Here is a 21,160-nt window from a genome sequence, read left to right as displayed (position 1 = left end):
CGGTCGCAATACCTTCCATTGGAGCGTATTGCCCCTCAGGGACCGCCCCCGGCAACCCGGCCTTCGGGGTGAAAATTGAGCGAGCATCTGAGCCGGCTTACTTGGCCCCCAGCAACGGCGCCAGGCGCGGCCAGATGTTGTTCAAGATTGCCGGATGCGCCTGCGCATTCGGGTGCATGCGGTCGGCCTGGAACAGCTGTGGCTGGTCGGCGATGCCTTCGAACATGAAGGGCACCAGCGGCGCCTTCCATTCCCTGGCCAGCTTGCCGTAGATGGCATGGAATTTGTCGCCATAGTCGCGGCCATAGTTGGGCGGCATGCGCATGCCCACCAGCACCACCTGCGCGCCTCCCTTTTTCGACGCCTCGCCCATGGCGCGCAGGTTCGCCTCGGTGGCGGCCAGCTGCAGGCCGCGCAAGCCGTCGTTGGCGCCCAGTTCGATCAGCACGACGTCGGGATGGTGTTTCGCCAGCAGCGCGGGCAGGCGGGCGCGGCCGCCGCTCGTCGTCTCGCCGCTGATGCTGGCGTTGACGATGCGCGTGTCGTTCTTTTGCGCCTGCAGCCGCCGTTCCAGCAGCGCCACCCAGCCCGTGCCCCGCGCCAGCCCATATTCGGCCGAGAGGCTGTCGCCGAGCACCAGCAGCGTTTTTGGTGCAGAATAGGCGTTCGTCATGCCTGACACCATGAGCAGGGCTGCCGCAGGAAGCAAGGCCAAGGCGCGCCGCCGCGACGGATTGCCGCCCTTGACACTTATTTGTTCACGTAATTTCTTAAGATAGATCAGCATGCCCGAATTCCCTAAAGCGACTTCCACCAGTTTCCTCCCGTCTGACGCGGCGGCCCAGCGGCCCGCCGCAGCCAACAGCCAAAATGCCCGGCCAGCCATCGAAGTGGTCCAGTTGGCCAAGCGCGTCCCCGATGCCGATGGCGAGCTGACCATCCTGCACCGCGTCGATTTTACCGTGCAAACGGCCGAGACGCTGGCCATCGTCGGCGCCTCCGGTTCCGGCAAGTCCACCTTGCTGGGCTTGCTGGCGGGACTGGACACGCCCAGCGAAGGCAAGGTCATGCTTGACGGCACGGATATCTTCGCCCTCGACGAAGATGGCCGCGCCGGTTTCCGCAAGGAAAAACTGGGCTTCGTCTTCCAGTCCTTCCAGCTGCTGGCCCACCTGACGGCGCTGGAAAACGTCATGCTGCCGCTGGAACTGCGCGGCGACCCGCAGGCGAAGGAAAAGGCGCAAGCCATGCTGGGGCGAGTCAACCTGGGCAGCCGTTTGAAGCACTACCCGAAATACCTGTCCGGCGGCGAGCAGCAGCGCGTGGCGCTGGCCCGCGCGTTCGTCACGGAGCCGCCTTTGCTGTTTGCCGACGAGCCGACGGGCAGCCTGGATGCCGCCACCGGCGAGGCCGTGATCCAGCTGATGTTCGAGCTGAACCGCGAGCGCGGTTCGACCCTCGTGCTGGTCACGCATGACAGCTCGATCGCGGCCCGCTGCGGACGCACCATTACGATTGCGGCGGGCCGCCTGATCTAGATACACCTGACATTACCTACCGCGCGTCGCGCTTTGCGGCCGGCGATGCTCACTGTGCCAGAGCACAGTTGCGCTTCTCGGCCACAAATCACTGACGCTTGCTACGGTACTGTCAGGCGTCGTGACATTCCTTGTAATACGTCGTTATTACACCGACAAGGCATTGATCAACTTGCGGATCGCGGGGATCAGTTCGCCCGCCGTCAGGCCGATGGGGCCGCTGCCTGCCGCCACCAGCGCATCGGCGGCCGCGCCATGCAGCCACACGGCGCCAAGCGCCGCTTCCCATTCCGGCCAGCCCTGCGCCAGCAGGCTGCCGCACAGGCCCGCCAGCACGTCGCCCGTGCCGGCCGTGGCCAGGGCGGGGCCGCCCGTGTTGTTGATGACGATGCCGCCATCGGGCGCGGCGATGACCGTGCCCGAGCCTTTCAGGACGACGATGACGCCCAGCTGCGCGGCCAGCTGGCGCGCCGCGCCCGGGCGGTCGGCCTGCACCTCGGCCACCGTCAGGTCCAGCAGGCGCGCCGCTTCCAGCGGATGCGGCGTCAGTATCGTCGCCCCGGCCCCCGTGCGCGTGGCCAGCGCCGACTGCAGCTCCGGCTCGGCCGCCATCAGGTTCAGCGCGTCGGCGTCCAGCAGCAGGGGGCTGTCGCTCTCGAACGCCCGCTGCAGCAGTTCCACCGTATCGGCGTCGTCGCCCAGGCCCGGCCCCGCCACCAGCGCGGCAAAGTGCAGGCCCGAGAAATCCACGTCCTGGGCGCGGCGGCACATCAGCTCCGGCTGGCCGCTGTCGAACGGGGGCGGCGCGTCGGGAAAGGCGATGTACACGCGCCCGGCGCCCGCATGCAGGGCCGTGCGGGCCGACAGGATGGGCGCGCCCGCCATGCCGTGCGCGCCGCCGATGACGGCCACGCTGCCGTAGCTGCCCTTGTGCGTATTCTGCCGGCGCGGCTGCAACTGGCGCGCGAACAGGTGCAGGCCGTTCAGCTGCGCCTTCGCCGGGGGCAGCAGGGACGGGTCGATGGCCAGGCTTGCCACTTCCACCTCGCCCGCGTAATCGCGCCCATTTGCCGTGTGCAGGCCCGGCTTGTCGCCGATGAAGGTGAGCGTGTGCGTGGCGCGGATGGCCACGCCGTCGACGGCGCCCGTGTCCGCGTGCAGGCCGCTGGGCACGTCGAGCGCCAGCACGGGGCAGTCCAGCTGGTTCACCAGTTGGACTACCTCGCGGCATTCGCCGTCCAGCGGGCGCGAGGCGCCGATGCCGAACAGGCCGTCGATCACGAGGTCCCACGGCGCGGCGCCGACCGCCGCCGAGGCCATGCTGGTGTCGGCCTCGATGAAGCGCGCGGCGCTGCCGCGGGCGCGGGCGAGCGCCAGTTCCCGCTCGGGCGAGGTGGCGCGCGCCTCGGGCGCCAGCCAGACGAGCACTTCGAGGCCGCTGCCGGCCAGGTGGGCAGCCGCTTCCAGCGCGTCACCGCCATTGTCGCCGGGGCCGGCCAGCACCAGCACGCGGCGGTGGCCCGCGCCATCGCCGTCGTCCTGGCGGTGCAGCAGTTTCAGGGCGGCGCTGGCGGCGGCCTGGCCGGCGCGCTGCATCAGCAGCCCTTGCGGCAGGTCGCGCATGGCGGCTTGTTCGATGGCGCGCAGTTCGGCGATGGCGTACAGCGGTGTTGCAGAGTCTATCAGGGTCATGGAGCGTGTTCCGTTAGTCAGCATGTCTTCAACATAAGGCCGAAGCGGGCGAAAGGCAAGGCGCGCACGCCTGAAACGGGTCCCTGTTTGGCGGCTACAATAGCCATCTCACATAAGCGCGGGGGCAGGACGATGGACTGGCAATTCTGGATCGACCGGGGCGGCACCTTTACGGACATCGTGGCGCGCCGCCCTGACGGCAGCCTGGCCACGCACAAGCTGCTGTCGGAGAATCCGGGCCAGTACCGCGACGCGGCCCTGGCCGGCATGCGCCAGCTGATGGGCCTTGCGCCCGGCGCGCCCCTGCCCGTGGAACGGGTGGGCGCCATCAAGATGGGCACGACGGTGGCGACGAACGCGCTGCTCGAACGCAAGGGCGAGCCCACCGTGCTGGCCATTACGCGGGGCTTCCGCGACGCGCTGCGCATCGCCTACCAGAACCGCCCGCAGCTGTTCGCGCGCCAGATCATCCTGCCGGAACTGCTGTATGGCGATGTGATCGAGATCGATGAACGCCTGGGCGCCCACGGCGAGGTGGTGCTGGCACTCGACGAGGCGGCCGCGCGCGCCGCGCTGGAACAGGCCCATGCGCGCGGCCTGCGCGCCATCGCCATCGTCCTGATGCACGGCTACCGCCATCACGCGCACGAGGCGCGGCTGGCGCAGCTGGCGCGCGAGGTGGGCTTTACGCAGGTGTCCGTGTCGCACGAGGTCAGCCCCATGATGAAACTGGTGGCGCGCGGCGACACCACCGTCGTCGACGCCTATCTGTCGCCCATCCTGCGCCGCTACGTCGACCAGCTGGCGATGGAGCTGCCCGGCGTGCACCTGCAATTCATGCAGTCGAACGGCGGCCTGACGGATGCGCGCGCCTTCCAGGGCAAGGACAGCATTTTGTCCGGCCCCGCCGGCGGCATCGTCGGTATGGTGCGCGCCAGCGCGCTGGCCGGCTTCGACAAGGTCATCGGCTTCGACATGGGCGGCACCTCGACGGACGTGTCGCACTACGCGGGCGAGTTCGAGCGCGTCTTCGAGACGCAGATCGCCGGCGTGCGCATGCGCGCGCCCATGATGAGCATCCACACGGTGGCGGCGGGCGGCGGCTCCATCCTGCATTTCGACGGCGCCCGCTACAGGGTGGGGCCGGACAGCGCGGGCGCCAATCCTGGCCCCGCCAGCTACCGGCGCGGCGGCCCGCTGGCCGTCACCGACTGCAACGTCATGCTGGGCAAGCTGCAGCCCGCCTTCTTCCCCCGCGTCTTCGGCCCGGACGCCAATGAAGCGCTGGATGCGGCCACGGTGCGCGCCCAGTTCGAAGCGCTGGCGCGCACGGTGGGGAGCACGGCGGAGCAGGTGGCCGAAGGCTATGTCGCCATCGCCGTGGGCAATATGGCCAACGCCATCAAGCAGATTTCCGTGCAGCGCGGTCACGACGTCACCGACTATACCTTGACCAGCTTTGGCGGCGCGGGCGGCCAACATGCCTGCCTCGTGGCCGATGCGCTGGGCATGCGCACGGTGTTCATCCACAGCCTGGCGGGCGTGATGTCGGCCTACGGCATGGGCCTGGCAGACCAGAGCGCCATGCGCGAGCGGGCCATCGAGGCGGCGCTGGGCGCGGACCTGGCCGCCGATTTCGCGCAGCTGGGCGAACTGGCGCAGGGCGACTTGCTGCGCCAGGGCGTGGAACGGGAGCGCATCGCCCTCGTGTCGCGCGTGCACCTGCGCTACGAAGGCACGGATACGGCCCTCGTCGTGCTGTCCGATACGGCCGCAGGCATGCAGGCGCAGTTCGAAGCGGCGTATAAAAAACGCTTTTCCTTCCTGATGCCGGCGCGCGCCCTGATCGTCGAAGCCATTTCCGTGGAAGCCATCGGCGCGTCCGACGCGCCGCAGCCTGCCGCACCGGCTTACGCGGCGCGCATGGGCGCGCTGGCGCCCGAGGCGACGGTGGCCATGTACTGCGCCGGCGCCTGGCGCGACAGCGGCCTGTATGGGGCGGACAGCCTGCGCCCCGGCGATATACTCGACGGCCCGGCCATCGTCAGCGATGCCAACGCCACCACCGTCATCGAGCCGGGCTGGCGCGCGGAAGTGACGGCGCACGGCCATTTGATCTTGCGCAAGGTCGTCGCCGTGCCGGAGCGTGTCGCCATCGGGACGAATGCCGACCCCGTGATGCTGGAAATTTTCAATAACCTGTTCATGTCGATCGCCGAGCAGATGGGCTTGCGCCTGCAGAATACGGCCCATTCCGTCAACATCAAGGAGCGCCTGGACTTCAGCTGCGCCATCTTCGACGCCCAGGGCCAGCTGATCGCCAACGCGCCGCACATGCCCGTGCACCTCGGTTCCATGGGCGAGAGCATCCGCACCGTCATGACGCGCAATGCCGGCAGCATGCGGCCCGGCGACGTCTTCATGCTGAACGACCCGTATCACGGCGGCACGCATCTGCCCGACGTGACTGTCATTTCGCCTGTGTTTGACGAAGCGGGCGCCGCCATCCTGTTCTACGTGGGTTCGCGCGGCCACCACGCGGACATCGGCGGCACCACGCCCGGCTCCATGCCGCCCGATTCCACGCGCATCGAGGAAGAGGGCGTCCTGATCGACAATTTCAAGCTGGTCGACGGTGCCACCGGTTTGCTGCGCGAAGACGACACCCTGGCCCTGCTGGCGGGCGCCAGCTGGCCGGCGCGCAATCCCCGGCAAAACCTGGCCGACCTGCGGGCCCAGGTGGCGGCCAACCAGAAGGGGGCCGAAGAACTGCATAACATGGTCGCGCATTTCGGTTTGCCTGTCGTGCAAGCCTACATGGGCCACGTGCAGGACAATGCCGAGGAAGCCGTGCGCAGGGTCATCACCACGCTGAAGGATGGCAGCTACGCGCTGAACCTGGACAACGGCGCGCAGATCCAGGTGGCGATCAGGGTCGACGCGGCGCGGCGCAGCGCCGTCATCGACTTCACGGGCACGTCCGCCCAGCTGCCGAACAATTTCAACGCGCCGTCCGCCGTCTGCATGGCGGCCGTGCTGTACGTGTTCCGTACCCTCGTCGACGACGACATTCCCCTGAACGCGGGCTGCCTGAAGCCTTTGACGGTGATCATCCCACCCGGCTCCATGCTCAACCCCCGCTTTCCCGCGTCCGTCGTCTCGGGCAACGTGGAAACGTCGACCTGCATCACCAACGCCCTGTACGGCGCGCTGGGCGCCATGGCCGCCTCGCAGGGCACGATGAACAATTTCACCTTCGGCAGCGCCAAATACCAGTATTACGAGACGATTTCGGGCGGCTCGGGCGCCGGCCCCGGTTTCCATGGCACGGACGTAGTGCAGACCAATATGACCAATTCGCGCCTGACGGACCCGGAAATTCTGGAATGGCGCTTCCCCGTGCGCCTGGACAGCTACGGCATCCGCGCGGGTTCCGGTGGCGCGGGGCGCTGGCATGGCGGCAATGGCGGCGTGCGCCGGATGCGCTTTCTGGAACCGATGACGGCGGCCATCCTGTCGAACAACCGCATCATTCCCCCGTTCGGCATGGACGGCGGCGAGGCGGGCGCGCTGGGGTGCAACTACGTCGAGCGCGTGGACGGCACGGTGGAGCACCTGGCGCATATCGGCAAGACCGACATGCAGGCGGGCGACGTGTTCGTGATTGAAACGCCGGGCGGTGGCGGCTACGGCAAGACGGAATAGGCCAGGTCAGCACTGGCGCCGGCACCGGCGCCGCTCAGCTGCGCCCTCACCTGGCCCACGTCGCGCATGGGCGCGCGGCCGAACTGGCGGCTGTATTCGCGGCTGAACTGCGATTCGCTGGCGTAGCCGACGCGGTAGCCGGCCGTGCCGGCGTCGATCTGCTCGACCAGCATCAGCCGCCGCGCTTCCTGCAGGCGCAGCAGCTTCTGGTACTGCATCGGCGTCATGGCGGTAATCGCCTTGAAGTGGTGGTGCAGCGAGGACATGCTCATGTTCGCCATGCCGGCCAGGTGCTCGATGCGCAGGGGCTGGGCGTAATGCTGCTTGATCCAGTCGATGGCCTGGCCCACCTGGTGCGACTGGCTGCTGGCCAGGGCCATGTGGCGTAGGCGCGCCCCCACGGGCCCGTTCAGCAGGCGGTAGGTCAGTTCGCGGCGGATCAGGGGCGCCAGCGCGGCGATGTCGTCCGGCTTGTCGAGCAGGCGCACGAGGCGCAGCATGGCGTCGAGCAGGTCTGGGGAGACATCACTGACGGAAATGCCGCGCGTGGCGGGCAGGATTTTCTGCTGCGCCGCGCCAGCTGCGCCGCTGGCGCTTTCGCTGTCGAGCAGCGCCGCCACGTCGGCGATGTCGATGCCCAGCACCACGCACAGGTGCGGCGCCGCCTCGCTCGCCTCCACCACGCGCACCTGCACCGGCAGGTCGACGGATGTGAGCAGGTACTGCATGCGGCTGTAGTGGAAGGTTTCCGTGCCCAGGGTGACCTGCTTGCCCCCTTGCGCGATCAGCGCCACGCTGGGACGCGCCGCGTGGAACAGCGATTCCGTGACGGAGGACTGGCGGTGGAAGGTCAGGTTGCCGATGGCCGTCGCGTAGTCGCCGTTGCGGGGCGCGTGGCGGCTGATCAGGGCGGCGATTTCATCTTGCGGGGGAATTGGTGTGGACATGGAGGTCAGTATGCGTGAGGCGAGGAAGGGCAGGGGCTGATCTTACGCAGATTTGGAGGATCGTGCAAAGGTCTTGCAGGATCGCGGTAACGGCGGCGCGGCATCTGGGGCACACTTGGGCAATCGCATGCACGGCACGCGTCCCCCCTCGTTACACATTACAGATACAGGAGTTTTCATGACCACCATCGCCAAAGGCTACGCCGCATTCGGCCCGACTTCCGCACTGCAACCGTTCACGTTCGAGCGCCGCGCCCCGCGCGCCGACGACGTGGCCATCTCGATCAAATACTGCGATACTGCGGCGTGTGCCATTCCGACATCCACCAGGCGCGCGACGAATGGGGCGGCGCTGCCTTCCCCATGGTGCCCGGCCATGAAATCGCCGGCGTCGTCACGGCCGTCGGCGCCAATGTGACCAAGTTCAAGGTGGGCGACCACGTGGGCGTGGGCTGCTTCGTCGATTCCTGCACCACCTGCAAGACGCGCAACGTGGACCTGGAACAGTACATGCCAGGCCTGATCCAGACCTACAACGGCCTGGAAGCGGACGGCAAGACGGCCACGCAGGGCGGCTACTCGGACAGCATCGTCGTCAAGGAAGGCTATGTGCTGTCGATTCCCGACAACCTGCCGCTGGACGCCGCCGCGCCGCTGCTGTGCGCCGGCATCACCCTGTACTCGCCGCTGAACCACTGGAAAGCCGGCCCTGGCAAGCAGGTCGCCATCCTGGGCATGGGTGGCCTGGGCCACATGGGCGTGAAGATCGCCCATGCCATGGGCGCCGAAGTGACGGTGCTGAGCCAGACCCTGTCGAAGCGCGAAGACGGCCTGCGCCTGGGCGCCGACCATTACTACGCCACCAACGACGCGGAAACGTTCAGCAAGCTGGCTGGCACGTTTGATCTGATCATCTGCACCGTGGGCGCGGCCATCGACTGGAACCAGTACATCAACCTGCTGAAAGTGGACGGCAACATGGTCATCGTCGGCATCCCGGACGGCGCCGTGCCGCCCGTGAGCGCCTTCGGCCTGGTGGGCGCGCGCCGCAGCCTGTCCGGCTCCATGATCGGCTCGATCAAGGAAACCCAGGAAATGCTCGATTTCTGTGGCAAGCACAATATCGTCTCCGACATCGAGATCATCCGCATCCAGGATATCAACGAGGCATTCGAGCGCGTGGTCAAGAGCGATGTGCGCTATCGCTTCGTCATCGACATGGCGTCGCTCGCGGAATAACAGGGGAACACCCGAGAAAAAGCCCAGGGCGTTGTTGCCGCGTCTCGCCGTACTATTCGTACTGTCTTCGACGCGGCGCCTAGCCCTGGGCATTTTTCGGGCGTTCCGGCGGCGCTTGCTCCAAAGCCAAAGCCAAAGCCTGAACAGCGCCTCCGCCACCGTATCTTCCCGTCCCATCCCATCCCAAAATCAAGCTTCTGCGTCAATTTTTCTTTCCTTGCGTCAAAAATCGGCATAAAATGAAACCGTACAGTACAGTTTCACTACGTAGATTTGAACAATCAGCCATCCCCGTGCCTGGGCAGGGGAGGCGTCTTGGATAAAAAATGGACACTACAACAAAGAATGGAACGGCGGCGATCCCGCCCGTCTCCAGGGGCAAGCGCATTGCCCTGGCGGTTTTCGGGATTTTCCTGGGATGTTCCGGCCTGGCCCTGGCGGCCGGCGGCATCGAACTCATTACCCTCGGCGGTTCCTGGTATTACCTGCTGGCCGGTCTCGGCCTGCTCCTCGCCGGCGTGCTGTACCTGCGCCGCAAGCGGCTGGCCAGCGCCGTCGTCGCCGTGCTGGTCGTCGGCACCCTGATCTGGGCCGTGTGGGAAATCGGCTTCGCCTTCTGGCCCATGGTGCCGCGCCTGGCGCCATTGCTCGTCATTGGCCTCGTGGCGGCTCTCGTGCATCCGTGGCTGCAGGGACAGGCGCGCAATGCGCGTCCGGGGCAGTCGCGCGGTTTCGCCGCGCTGTTCGCCGTCGTGCTGGCGGCCGGTTTCGCTTCCATGTTCAAGCCGCACGGCGTGCTGGAAGCCACCGTGCAGCCGCAGCAGGATGCCGTGACGGCCGTCAATGACGGCAGCGCCAACTGGGCGCATTATGGCTATGGGCCGCACGGCACGCGCTTCGCCCCGTACACGCAGATCGACAAGCGGAACGTCGGCCAGCTGCAGGTGGCGTGGAGCTACCGTACGGGCGAGCTGGCCGAAGGCGCGTCGGAATCGCAGAACACGCCGCTGCAGATCGGCGACACCGTCTACACGTGCACGCCGACGAGCAAGGTCGTCGCGCTCGACGCGGACACGGGCAAGGAGCGCTGGAGCTACGATTCGCGTCCCGCCAACACCAAGACGTGGAACCGCTGCCGCGGCGTCGGCTACTACGAGCCGGCCGCGGTGGCAAAGCCGTTCCGTTTCGAAGGCATGCAGGCGGCCGGCGCGCCGCAGGCGGGCGTGTGCGCCAAACGCATCGTGCAAGTGACCATGGATGCGCGCCTGATCGAGATCGATGCGCAGACGGGCAAGCTGTGCGAGGGCTTCGGCGACCAGGGTTCCGTCGACCTGATGACGGGCCTGGGCAAGGTGCGCGCCAACGTGCCGTACTACGCCTACACGTCGGCGCCGACCATCGCGCGCAACCTGATCATCCTCGGCGGCTGGGTCTTTGACGGCCGCTCCGTCGACGAGCCGTCCGGCGTCGTGCGCGCCTACAGCGCCGACACGGGAGAGCTGGTGTGGGCCTGGGACCTGGGCAATCCGGCCATCACCAAGCTGCCGCCGGAAGGGCAGACGTACACGCGCAGCACGCCGAACATGTGGTCCACGCCCGCCGTCGACAATGCCCTGGGCCTGGTCTACCTGCCGCTGGGGAACGAGCAGCCCGACTTCTGGGGCGGCAAGCGCCCGCCGCTGACGGAGAAATACTCGTCGGCCATCGTCGCCCTCGACATGGCCACGGGCCGCGAGCGCTGGACCTTCCAGACCGTCCACCACGACATCTGGGACTACGACGTGGCCGCCCAGCCGGCCCTGTATGACGTCCCGGACGGCAAGGGCGGCACGATTCCCGCGCTGGTGCAGCTGACCAAGCGTGGCCAGATCTTCATGCTGGACCGCCGCACGGGCAAGCCCATCGCCAACGTGGTGGAAAAACCCGTGCCGCAGGAGCACGCGGCCGGCGACTGGGTGGCAAAAACGCAGCCATACTCCACCGGCATGCCGGCCCTGGGCGCGGAGACCCTGACGGAGCGCGACATGTGGGGCGCCACCTTCTTCGACCAGCTGGCCTGCCGCATCCGCTTCCGCAAGCTCAATTACCAGGGCGAGTTCACGGCGCCTGCTACCCGTGAAACCCTGATCTATCCGGGCTACTACGGCGGCTTCAACTGGGGCGGGGCGGCCGTCGATGAAAGCAATGGCTATATGTTCGTCAACGATATCCGCATGCCGCAAGTGGTCAAGCTGGTGCCGCGCGAGACGGTGGACGTGGCCAAGCTGACGTCGGGCCACGGCGTGGGCAGCACCTATCCCATGGATGGCACGCCCTTTGTCATCGACCACAAAGCCTTCAATTCGCCGCTGGGCATACCCTGTCAAAGCCCGCCCTGGGGCGTGTTTGCCGCCATCGACCTCAAGACGCAGAAGAAAGTGTGGGAACGTCCGGCCGGCACGGTGCAGGACGCCGTCATCAACGGCATGCGCGCGCGCCTGCCCATCCCGCTGGGCATGCCGACCCTGGGCGGCGGCGTGAGCACGGCATCGGGCCTGGTGTTTTATGCGGGCACGCAGGATTACTACCTGCGCGCCATGGATATCGCCACGGGCCATGAAGTGTGGAAGGCGCGCCTGCCCGTCGGCTCGCAAGGCACGCCGATGACCTATGTGTCGCCCAAGTCGGGCCGCCAGTACGTCGTGGTGGTCGCGGGCGGCGCCCGCCAGAGCCCGGACCGGGGAGATTACGTGATAGCATACGCGCTTCCCACGACACCGTAAGAGTTTGCTTCATGCCCCAGTTGCGCACCGTTCCCGCTTCCCCGACGACCCGAAGCGAGGAGCGGCGGCGCAAGCTGCTGGTGGCGGCGGCGGACCTCTTCCTCGCCTCCGGCTACGATGGCGTCAGCATGGACGCTATCGTGGCGGCGGCGGGCGGCTCGAAAGCCACGGCCTACCGCTACTTCGGCAGCAAGCAGGAGCTGCTGGTGGCCGTGGTCGAATACCTGTGCGCCGATTTCATCATCGCGCTGCGCCAGCTCGATACGTCGCAAGTCGGCCTGGAGCAGGGCTTGCAATTGATCCTCGATGAACTGGTGGCCGTCGTCACCAGCCCCCGCCACGTGGACTTTTACCGCCTCGTCGTCACGGGCGCCGCCGCCGTGCCGGCCGTGGGCCAGACCTGGTACGAGCACGGCCCGCAAGTGTGGCACGCCTTGATCCTGCGCCTGCTGGAGCAGCAGCGCGCCCAGGGCCGCATCGCGCCCGACACGTCCTTGTCCAACCTGCCGCAGATCCTCTTCGACGCCGTTTTCTCGCACCTGACCACGCGCACCGTCATGCTGGGGCAGGGCGGCAGCGCCGCTGCGTTCCGGCCCCTGATCGCGGAGCTGATTGAATTGGTGGTGGCACGGGTGGAGCGCAGGGCGGTCATCCGACAATAGTTGCCCGACCTATGGCGACGCCGGAAGGCGAGCAGTGACAGGGAACAGGCGCCCATCGTGCATCACTGCTTCAGCAAGAGCATCGTCCTGCCAGCAAGCCGCCCGCCATCCTGTCGCTCGCTGCCGTATGCAGCTGCCTGCGACCCAAGGCTGGCGTGTCAATCGCGCCTAAGCTCAGGCGCTCAACCTTGATCGGCAAGAATGGCTCGCCTGTCAGACCTTACTTGTGTCCCACGACTTCGGCTCGCCTATCATGACGGGAATGACATCGCTGACGTCGATGGTGTAGCAGACGATACGCATGGCACGGCGGTAGTTTTCTGGATCAACGAAAGCCAGTTTGACGTCCCAGTAATCGGAATCCGGGCGGCACGAGGGGCTTTTCTCGACGGTGATTCGGTCCAGCTGCCGGATGCCGCCGCTACTGTCGGCAAGCAGATCTTGTGCGAACGTCTTGACCGTCACGGCATTGAGGGCGACGAAATTGACGGCGCGGTCGGATGACCACATGCCCATGTTGCGCACATGGTAGTCGAGCTGGTTCAGGAATCCGCGCAGGCCGCTGCGCAATTTGGCCACCCGCTCAGGGGGCAGGTTGGCGCCCGCTACCTTGACCGCGTCCCCTATCACCTTATCGACATCATGGTAATGCAACCCGCACGCCAGCGCCGACACGACCGGCACCACTCGGCCCGAGTACAGCCGCACCGATTTCGTCAAATAGCCAGGGATGGAAGCGCGCGCGATAGAAGCGGTGCTGCCGTCACCCTTCAGCTGGCCTTCCAGTGCTCTGGTGAGCAGCGCATAAGTATCGCGGGCGAATGGTTCGCCTGGTTCAATCGCGTACACCTGCGTCATATCGATATTCAAGGTCCAAATCAGCATGCGCGTTTCGGCTTCGCGTTTTGCGAGGAAATCAAGCAATTCCCCGGCATTGAACGGGCTTTGATCCATCTCCATCGACTGGATAAAATGATCCATGCGGGCCTGGGTGCCGAAGTCATAGCCAATCTTGCCAGTCGCAAATATCAGCGACTTGTCGGATGGCTGCCAATCGCCCGCGACCGGGGCGGCGATGCCGCCTTGCTTGCCTGAATCGACGCCCGATGCCGGCACCGGGGGCGCTTCCCCTCTCACCGGCGTCTGGGCGTGTGCCGCAAGGCCCTGGCCGGCCTTCGGCGCGCCATCCATACAGGCGCTGTCGTCCGGCGTTCCCTGCTCATCGTTCGTCATGTTTTTCCATCAATAGAGCCGAAAACGGGCGCCAGGCAAGCTACATGTCCTGCACGGCTATGGCGTAGTCAAGGGCAGCAGTCAGGTCGCAATACCATACTTGTGCTGCGTGGCCGCATACTGCTGCCGGAGCGACTCCAGCTTCGGATGCTTGGGGTCGATCTTGCGGATCACCTGCATCTGGTGCTGCGCCTGTTCGGCCAGCGGCGCTTCCCAGCCCAACATGTTGAGTTGGCGCAAGATGGCGTCGACGGAGGCGAACAGCACAGGCAGGTTGCCCGGCGTCTTGCGCAGGGCCTGGCGCAGCACGAAGACGGCGCCCTTGAATTCGCCGCTTTCCGACTTGCTGGCCGCATCCTGCATCAGTTCCTGCACCTGGTTCGTGATCTGCTGGCCCATGCCTTGCGCCAGGTCATGGCGGCCCGCCTTTTCAAACACGTCCACGGCCGCTTCCATGGTCACGTCGCTGTCCGCTTCGTTGACGAGCTTCATCATGACGTCCGACGCGGCCTGCTCCAGGTTGTTTTTCAGGCAGCTTTGCACGAGGCCCACCTTCAGCTGCGTCGACAGGCCCCGCGCGCCGTCGAGGGCGGCGGCGGCCAGCTGCAGTTCGCTGGCGGCGGCGATGTCGTTGCCCGACAGTTCATGCAGCATGGCGGCCGAGATGGCGCGGCACGCTTCCACGTTGGCGCCGCCCCGCAGCGAGCGCTCCATGTCGCGCAGCACGCCGCTCGCCTGCGGCGCATCGCCCTTCTTGACCAGCGTTTTGAGCAGGTTGACGTGGTCTTCCGGGTCGCGGAATTCCGAATATTTGGCTTTCGTCACCACCTGCTTGTAGGCCCGTTCGGCCGCGCCGATATCGCCCGTGTCAAACGCGATGCCGCCCAGGTGGCGCAGGCGGCGCACCATGTGCGGCGAAATGGCCACGGCGTCCTCGAGGATCTTCTTCGCCTGCAGCTGCTGGCCCATGGCTTCATGGTTTCTTGCCAGCAAGTCGTAGGCGGCCATGAAGCGGGGATTCTGCTCGACCAGTTCCAGCAGCGCCTCCTGCGCCTCTTCGTGGCGCTGCTGCTCGAACAGCGTGCGCGCCAGTCCCAGGTGGGCCCAGGCCATGGGCCGCGTGGCCAGGGTGTCGGCGTAGATCTGTTCCGCTTCGCGCCACTCGCCCAGCGTCAGGTGCAGCTCGGCGCGCAGGCGGGCAAAGTCGGGCGCCAGGCGCGGATGCTGCAGTTCGCCCGCGCGGCAGCTTTTCACGGCTTCGCGCAGGTCGCCCTTGTCGATCAGCTGGTAGGTGGGCAGGAAGATGGCGCGCCGCTCGATGGCGCGCGCGATGCGCCCGCTCAGCACGTCGACCGTAAACGGTTTTAATATGTAGTCGGACGGCGCCAGTTCGGCCGCGCTGATCACCTTGCTGTGGATGGCTTCGGACGTCAGCATGATGAAGATGGTCCACAGGCCGATCAGTTTGTGGTGGCGCAAGTCTTCCAGCAGCTGCTGGCCGTCCTGGCCGTCCGTGCCACTACCAAGGTCGTATTCGCACAGGATGATGTCGAACGGTTTTTTCGTCAGCAGGCGGATGGCCGTGCCGGCATTGACGGCATATTCCACCTTGGTGATGGCTGCCTGGTTCAGCATATTGTGCAGATTGCCCCGCATGCTGGGGTTCGGGTCGACGATCAGGACAGATAAGTCGCTAGTTTCTGGCATTGTTCAGCTCTCGTTCATCTGTGCGGTCATCCGCGGCGCCATTCTTGTCGGTGCCTGGCAGAATTGTTTTTATCAGCATACTGCAAAGCCGCCCGACACTGCCAGCAAAATGCAAGCTATTGAACGCAGGGCAGGGCGGCGTTGTATTTCATCGGGGCACAGGCCGGCAAATCGGCCGTGGCCGCCACATTCCCGCACAGATAGTTCACTTGCATGATAGTATCCTAAATACAACTAATGTTGATTGCCGCGCTATCTGGTGGCCAGGCTTGCGCAAGGCTGCACCGGGCGCCGCGTCTCACTATTGTGTCGAACCCGCCATGCGTTTTCCAGATTTCTCTACCCTGCGGCGCGTCGCCGTCCCCCTCGCGTTTGGCGGCAACAGCGAACAGCAGCACACGTATTTTGCGGAACTGCACCGCGTCGGCCTCGTCACGCAGCTGCTGGGCATCGTCGCCTTCAGCCTGACCTGGCTGCTGATGCCGCCCGCCTACCATCCGAACCTGACGCACGCCTGGCTGGCGCTGGCGGGCATGTTGATGAGCCTGGTGGCGCGCTACCGCTGCACCACCTTGCCCGTGCTGACCGTCACGGGCGCCTGCGCCGTGCTGGCGCTGACCTTCGGCCTGCGCACCATGGCCGACGCCGTCCACCATGCCAGCTTCTGGGTCTTGCCCGTGGGCGTCTTCATGACCCTGGCCATCGCCTCCATCTTCAATGGCGGCCTCAGCTACCTGGCCGTGGTGGCGGGCGTGTGGTGGAACGTGGGCCACGGCCTTTATCCCGTCAACGCAGGCCTGCCCGACGCATCGTGGGTGCCGCTGATGATCGTCGTCAGCGTGCTGTTCGGCCTGGCGCTGAACGTGAGCTTCAGTTTATTGCGCTTGCGCAATTATCACTCCCGGGTGGAATTGACGCGGCTGGCCTTCCAGGATGGCCTGACGGGCCTGAACAACCGCCGCATGTTCACCCAGCGGGCCCAGCAGATGCATGGCGCGTCCCAGGGTGGCAGCCTGTATTTCCTGATGATCGATATCGACGATTTCAAGACCATCAACGACCAGCAGGGGCACGACGCGGGCGACGACGTGCTCGTGCGCACGGCGGCCATCATCGCCGACAAGGCGCAGGGCCACCTGTGCGGCCGCCTGGGCGGCGAGGAGTTCGGCATCGTCTACGCGGGCAGCCGCGAACAGGTGCGCGCCTTTGCCGGCAGCCTGGTCGAGGCCGTCAGTCAGGGCTTCCTGGCCGTGCAGTTCGTCTCGATCAGCGTGGGCGTGGCGGAACTGGACCGGGGCAGGGAGCTGGGCCACAGCTACCGCCTGGCCGACGAGGCGCTGTACCTGGCCAAGCGCCAGGGCAAGAACCGCTACGTGATCGCCTGACGATCCGGCGCAGCTTGTTGCAAGTTGGCAAAAACTGCCCGTTCCACGGGCAACATGGCCGCAAAGCCATAAGTTCCGGTCATAAAGCAGGGGTAAAACGGGTATAATGCGCGCAAAGGAAATTTGCCGTACGAAAGATATTGTCATACCTACCTTTAACCCGCAGCCACGCTGCATCAACCACCTTCCAACCATGTTGATACTGCCGGGTTCCAATGCCCTGTCCCATTTCCGTAGCCACCGTCTGTTAAGCCAACTGCAAGCCGTCTCGCCTGCGATTGTTGCCGTACAAGCACGCTATGTCCATTTCATCGATGCCAGCGCGCCTCTCAGCAACGACGACAGCACGCGCCTGGGCGCCTTGCTGACGTACGGCGAGCCGGCCCAGGCCGACAATACGGAAGGCGCCGCCGAAGAATTCTTCGTCATCCCCCGTTTCGGCACGATTTCGCCGTGGGCTTCGAAAGCCACCGACATCGCGCACAACTGCGGCATGGCGCACATCAAGCGCGTCGAGCGCGGCATCGCCTTCCGCATCAACCTGAAATCGGGCATCCTGGGCAGCGCCATCGGCGCCGGCAAACTGACGGACGCGCAAGTACAGGCCGTGGCCGACCTGCTGCACGACCGCATGACGGAATCCGTGCTGCGCAGCGCCGACGACGCCAAGGACCTGTTCCGCACCCTGGAAGCGCGTCCGCTCGAATCGATCGACTTGCTGGGGCAGGGCAAGGCCGCGCTGGAAACGGCGAACGTCGAGCTGGGCCTGGCGATGTCGGAAGACGAGATCGACTACCTGGACGCCGCCTTCACCAAGGCCGGCCGCAACCCGACGGACGTGGAACTGATGATGTTCGCGCAGGCGAACAGCGAGCATTGCCGCCATAAGATCTTCAACGCCGACTGGACCATCGACGGCGTGGCACAGCCGAAATCGCTGTTCGGCATGATCAAGAACACGCATGAACTGCAGCCGAAGGGCACCGTCGTCGCCTACAGCGACAACTCGTCCATCATGGAAGGCGCCACCGTCTCGCGCTTCTACCCGCGCGGCGACAAGCACGAATATGCGGCGTCAAACGAACTGACGCACACCCTGATGAAGGTGGAAACGCATAACCACCCGACGGCCATCTCCCCATTCCCCGGCGCCTCCACGGGCGCGGGCGGCGAGATCCGCGACGAAGGCGCGACGGGCCGCGGCGCCAAGCCGAAGGCTGGCTTGACCGGTTTCACCGTGTCGAACCTGTCGCTGCCGGATGCCGTGCGCAGCTGGGAAACGGCCGCTTCCGTGACGGCGCCGCTGGCGTCGCGTACTGAGGCAGATCAATACGGCAAGCCGGAACGCATCGCTTCGCCACTGCAGATCATGATCGAAGGTCCGTTGGGCGGCGCCGCGTTCTCGAACGAATTCGGCCGTCCAGTCCTGGGCGGCTACTTCCGCACGTATGAACAGAACGTCGGCACGGACAAAGACGCCGTCTTCGGCTACCACAAGCCCATCATGATCGCTGGCGGCATCGGCAATATCTCGGCGCAGCACACGCACAAGAACGACATCCCCGTCGGCAGCCTGCTGGTGCAGCTGGGTGGCCCGGGCATGCGCATCGGCATGGGCGGCAGCGCCGCCTCGTCGATGACGACCGGCAGCAACACGGCCGACCTGGACTTCGACTCCGTCCAGCGCGGCAATCCGGAAATGGAACGCCGCGCCCAGGAAGTCATCAACGCCTGCTGGCAAATGGGCGCGGACAACCCGATCATCTCCATCCACGACGTGGGTGCGGGCGGCTTGTCGAACGCTTTCCCGGAAATCACCAACGACGCCAAGCGCGGCGCGATTTTCGACCTGCGCAAGATCCCGCTGGAAGAATCGGGCATGGCGCCGAAGGAAATCTGGAGCAATGAATCGCAGGAACGCTACGTCCTGGCCATCGCGCCGGAAAACCTGCCATTATTCAAAGCCATGTGCGAACGCGAACGCTGCCTGTTCGCCGCCGTGGGCGTGGCCACCGAAGAGCGTCAATTGAAGCTGATCGACCCGGAACTGGGCAACGAACCGGTCGACATGCCGATGGACGTCTTGCTGGGCAAGCCGCCAAAGATGCAGCGCGACGTGGTCCACGTGGCCAACGATTTCCCGGCGATTGACCTGACGGGCATGGACCTGGTTGATGTGGCGCAAAAAGTGCTGCTGCTGCCGACCGTGGCCGACAAATCCTTCCTGATCACCATCGGCGACCGCAGCGTGGGCGGCATGACCGTGCGCGACCAGATGGTGGGACCGTGGCAAGTGCCGGTGGCCGATTGCGCCGTCACCACCATGAGCTTCGAGGGCTACCTGGGCGAAGCGATGGCCATGGGCGAACGCACGCCGCTGGCCGTCATCGACGCGGCAGCGTCCGGCCGCATGGCCGTGGGCGAAGCCGTCACCAACATCGCCGCCGCCGCGATTGCCGACATCTCCGACATCAAGCTGTCCGCCAACTGGATGGCCGCCTGCGGCCAGCCTGGCCAGGACGCGGCCCTGTACGACACGGTCAAGGCTGTCGGCATGGACCTGTGCCCGGCGCTGGGCATCAGCATCCCCGTCGGCAAGGATTCGCTGTCGATGCGCACGACGTGGAAAGACGAGGGCACGGGCGCGGCGAAATCCGTCACGTCGCCCGTGTCGCTGATCGTTTCCTCGTTCGCGCCCGTTCTTGATGTGCGCAAGTCGCTCACGCCGCAGCTCAAAACGGACCAGGGCGACACGTCCCTGATCCTGATCGACCTGGGTCGCGGCAAGAACCGCCTGGGCGCCTCCGCCTTGGCGCAAGTCATGGGGCAGCTGGGCAACGCCACGCCGGACGTGGACAGCGCGGAAGACCTGAAAGGCTTCTTCGCCGCCATTCAAAAGCTGAACAGCGACGACAAGCTGCTGGCCTACCATGACCGTTCGGACGGCGGCTTGTACGCCACCCTGACGGAAATGGCCTTCGCCGGCCACACGGGCATGTCCGTCAACCTGGACATGCTGACCATGGAAGGCGAGCACTCGAGCGACTGGGGCGACGCCAAGAACTGGGCCGGCCAGGTGGCGGAACGCCGCAACGAACTGACCCTGCGCGCCCTGTTCAGCGAAGAGCTGGGCGCCGTCATCCAGGTGCGCGCGGAAGAAAAGTCGCTCGTCATGGACGTACTGCGCACGTTTAACCTGGGCGCCTGCAGCCATATCATCGGCAAACTGAACGACCGCGACGTGATCGAATTCACGCGCGACGCCAAGCTCATTTACACCCAGCCGCGCGCGGACCTGCACCGCCTGTGGAGCGAAACGAGCTGGCGCATCGCCCGCCTGCGCGACAATCCGGCCTGCGCGGACGCCGAATACGACCGCCTGCTGGACGTGCAAGACCCGGGCATGTCGCCTATCGTCACCTTCGACCAGAACGAGAACATCGCCGCGCCATTCATCGCCACCGGCGTGCGCCCCCGTGTCGCCATCCTGCGCGAGCAAGGCGTCAATTCGCACATCGAGACGGCCTACGTCATGCACCAGGCAGGCTTTACTGCCGTCGACGTGCACATGAGCGACCTGATTGCGGGCCGCGTGAAACTGGACGACTTCCAGGGCGTCATCGCCGTGGGCGGCTTCTCCTACGGCGACGTGCTGGGCGCGGGCGAAGGCTGGGCGAAAACCATCCTGTTCAACGCCAGCCTGGCGGAACAGTTCGCGCGCTTCTTCAACCGCACGGACAGCTTCGGCCTGGGTATCTGCAACGGCTGCCAGATGATGAGCAATTTGAAGTCCATCATCCCAGGCGCCCACGCCTGGCCCAAGTTCACGCGCAACAAGTCGGAGAAATTCGAAGGCCGCTTTGCCATGGTCGAAGTGATGGATTCCCCATCGATCTTCTTCAACGGCATGGCCGGCACCCAAGCCGGCATCGCCATCGCCCACGGCGAAGGCTACGCCGACTTCTCGCAAACGGGCGACATCACCCAGGTCACGAAAGCCATGCGCTTTGTCGACAACAAGGGCGCCGCCACGGAAGCGTATCCATACAACCCGAACGGCTCGCCGGAAGGCATCACCTCCGTGACCACGCCAGACGGCCGCTTCACCGTCCTGATGCCGCACGCGGAGCGCGTGTTCCGCAGCGTCCAGCAGTCCTACCACCCTGAAGCATGGGGCGAGGATTCGCCATGGATGCGCATGTTCAGGAATGCACGGAAGTTTGTGGGGTAATTAGTTACGTTACTTGCGGCGCGGCGTCTTGGTTCGAGACGCTGCTACTGGGGTAGAAA

11 protein-coding genes and 1 pseudogene are annotated in these 21,160 nt (G+C 65.7%); 7 read left to right on the top strand and 5 right to left on the bottom strand.

Annotated elements, in window-relative coordinates:
• Window positions 1-97: 97 nt before the first annotated feature.
• The gene (locus AC07VL_RS21955; RefSeq protein ID WP_494807728.1) at window positions 98-787 is read right to left on the bottom strand and encodes an arylesterase; all 690 of its coding nucleotides are present in this window, start codon (window positions 785-787) and stop codon (window positions 98-100) included.
• Between AC07VL_RS21955 and AC07VL_RS21950 the strand changes: the two genes are divergently transcribed.
• Window positions 786-1,538 (top strand): ABC transporter ATP-binding protein, encoded by a 753-nt coding sequence (locus AC07VL_RS21950; RefSeq protein WP_494807727.1) that lies wholly within the window; start codon window positions 786-788, stop codon window positions 1,536-1,538. The genes AC07VL_RS21955 and AC07VL_RS21950 overlap by 2 nt on opposite strands.
• A gap of 147 nt (window positions 1,539-1,685) precedes the next feature.
• On the opposite strand, the gene AC07VL_RS21945 is transcribed toward AC07VL_RS21950, so the two are convergent.
• A complete protein-coding gene (locus tag AC07VL_RS21945; protein ID WP_494807726.1) occupies window positions 1,686-3,230 on the bottom strand; it encodes an NAD(P)H-hydrate dehydratase in 1,545 nt (514 codons plus the stop codon).
• 132 nt (window positions 3,231-3,362) lie between these two features.
• On the opposite strand from AC07VL_RS21945, the gene AC07VL_RS21940 reads away from it, so the two are divergent.
• Window positions 3,363-6,935 carry a hydantoinase B/oxoprolinase family protein gene (locus AC07VL_RS21940; RefSeq protein ID WP_494807725.1) on the top strand — a complete coding sequence of 1,191 codons (3,573 nt, stop codon included), beginning with the start codon at window positions 3,363-3,365 and terminating at the stop codon, window positions 6,933-6,935.
• Here AC07VL_RS21940 and AC07VL_RS21935 read toward each other — a convergent pair.
• Complete coding sequence (locus AC07VL_RS21935) at window positions 6,917-7,882, bottom strand: AraC family transcriptional regulator (RefSeq protein ID WP_494807724.1); 966 nt, start codon at window positions 7,880-7,882, stop codon at window positions 6,917-6,919. The genes AC07VL_RS21940 and AC07VL_RS21935 overlap by 19 nt on opposite strands.
• Before the next feature lie 178 nt (window positions 7,883-8,060).
• On the opposite strand from AC07VL_RS21935, the pseudogene AC07VL_RS21930 reads away from it, so the two are divergent.
• The 3 genes and pseudogenes from AC07VL_RS21930 (at window position 8,061) to AC07VL_RS21920 (ending at window position 12,545) form a co-directional block, all read left to right on the top strand.
• Window positions 8,061-9,121 (top strand): annotated as a pseudogene (locus tag AC07VL_RS21930) (NAD(P)-dependent alcohol dehydrogenase).
• Window positions 9,122-9,447: 326 nt separating this feature from the next.
• Window positions 9,448-11,883 (top strand): membrane-bound PQQ-dependent dehydrogenase, glucose/quinate/shikimate family, encoded by a 2,436-nt coding sequence (locus AC07VL_RS21925; RefSeq protein WP_494807723.1) that lies wholly within the window; start codon window positions 9,448-9,450, stop codon window positions 11,881-11,883.
• A gap of 11 nt (window positions 11,884-11,894) precedes the next feature.
• The gene (locus AC07VL_RS21920) at window positions 11,895-12,545 is read left to right on the top strand and encodes a TetR/AcrR family transcriptional regulator (RefSeq protein WP_494807722.1); all 651 of its coding nucleotides are present in this window, start codon (window positions 11,895-11,897) and stop codon (window positions 12,543-12,545) included.
• A gap of 213 nt (window positions 12,546-12,758) precedes the next feature.
• Here AC07VL_RS21920 and AC07VL_RS21915 read toward each other — a convergent pair whose 3' ends face one another.
• Window positions 12,759-13,778, bottom strand: a complete 1,020-nt coding sequence (locus tag AC07VL_RS21915; RefSeq protein WP_494807721.1) for a cyanobactin maturation protease PatG family protein — start codon at window positions 13,776-13,778, stop codon at window positions 12,759-12,761.
• Between the two features lie 81 nt (window positions 13,779-13,859).
• Window positions 13,860-15,485 (bottom strand): response regulator, encoded by a 1,626-nt coding sequence (locus AC07VL_RS21910; RefSeq protein ID WP_494807720.1) that lies wholly within the window; start codon window positions 15,483-15,485, stop codon window positions 13,860-13,862.
• Window positions 15,486-15,805: 320 nt separating this feature from the next.
• On the opposite strand from AC07VL_RS21910, the gene AC07VL_RS21905 reads away from it, so the two are divergent.
• Window positions 15,806-16,870: a GGDEF domain-containing protein gene (locus tag AC07VL_RS21905; RefSeq protein WP_494807719.1), complete on the top strand. Its 1,065-nt coding sequence runs from the start codon at window positions 15,806-15,808 to the stop codon at window positions 16,868-16,870.
• 193 nt (window positions 16,871-17,063) lie between these two features.
• The gene (gene purL / locus AC07VL_RS21900; RefSeq protein WP_494807718.1) at window positions 17,064-21,101 is read left to right on the top strand and encodes a phosphoribosylformylglycinamidine synthase; all 4,038 of its coding nucleotides are present in this window, start codon (window positions 17,064-17,066) and stop codon (window positions 21,099-21,101) included.
• The last annotated feature ends 59 nt before the right edge of the window (window positions 21,102-21,160 follow it).

The sequence above is a fragment of the Janthinobacterium sp. GW821-FHT03C08 genome, assembly GCF_059420905.1.
Note: the sequence above shows the minus strand (reverse complement) of the source record. Positions and strands in the feature narration are given on the sequence as shown.

Excerpts from the sequence above, each read along its gene's own strand:
- AC07VL_RS21920 (WP_494807722.1), top strand. The coding sequence starts at position 11,895 with ATGCCCCAGTTGCGCACCGTTCCCGCTTCCCCGACGACCCGAAGCGAG.
- AC07VL_RS21955 (WP_494807728.1), bottom strand. The coding sequence starts at position 787 with ATGCTGATCTATCTTAAGAAATTACGTGAACAAATAAGTGTCAAGGGC.
- AC07VL_RS21950 (WP_494807727.1), top strand. The coding sequence starts at position 786 with ATGCCCGAATTCCCTAAAGCGACTTCCACCAGTTTCCTCCCGTCTGAC.
- AC07VL_RS21910 (WP_494807720.1), bottom strand. The coding sequence starts at position 15,485 with ATGCCAGAAACTAGCGACTTATCTGTCCTGATCGTCGACCCGAACCCC.
- AC07VL_RS21915 (WP_494807721.1), bottom strand. The coding sequence starts at position 13,778 with ATGACGAACGATGAGCAGGGAACGCCGGACGACAGCGCCTGTATGGAT.
- AC07VL_RS21925 (WP_494807723.1), top strand. The coding sequence starts at position 9,448 with ATGGACACTACAACAAAGAATGGAACGGCGGCGATCCCGCCCGTCTCC.
- AC07VL_RS21935 (WP_494807724.1), bottom strand. The coding sequence starts at position 7,882 with ATGTCCACACCAATTCCCCCGCAAGATGAAATCGCCGCCCTGATCAGC.
- AC07VL_RS21945 (WP_494807726.1), bottom strand. The coding sequence starts at position 3,230 with ATGACCCTGATAGACTCTGCAACACCGCTGTACGCCATCGCCGAACTG.
- AC07VL_RS21905 (WP_494807719.1), top strand. The coding sequence starts at position 15,806 with ATGCGTTTTCCAGATTTCTCTACCCTGCGGCGCGTCGCCGTCCCCCTC.
- AC07VL_RS21940 (WP_494807725.1), top strand. The coding sequence starts at position 3,363 with ATGGACTGGCAATTCTGGATCGACCGGGGCGGCACCTTTACGGACATC.
- purL (WP_494807718.1), top strand. The coding sequence starts at position 17,064 with ATGTTGATACTGCCGGGTTCCAATGCCCTGTCCCATTTCCGTAGCCAC.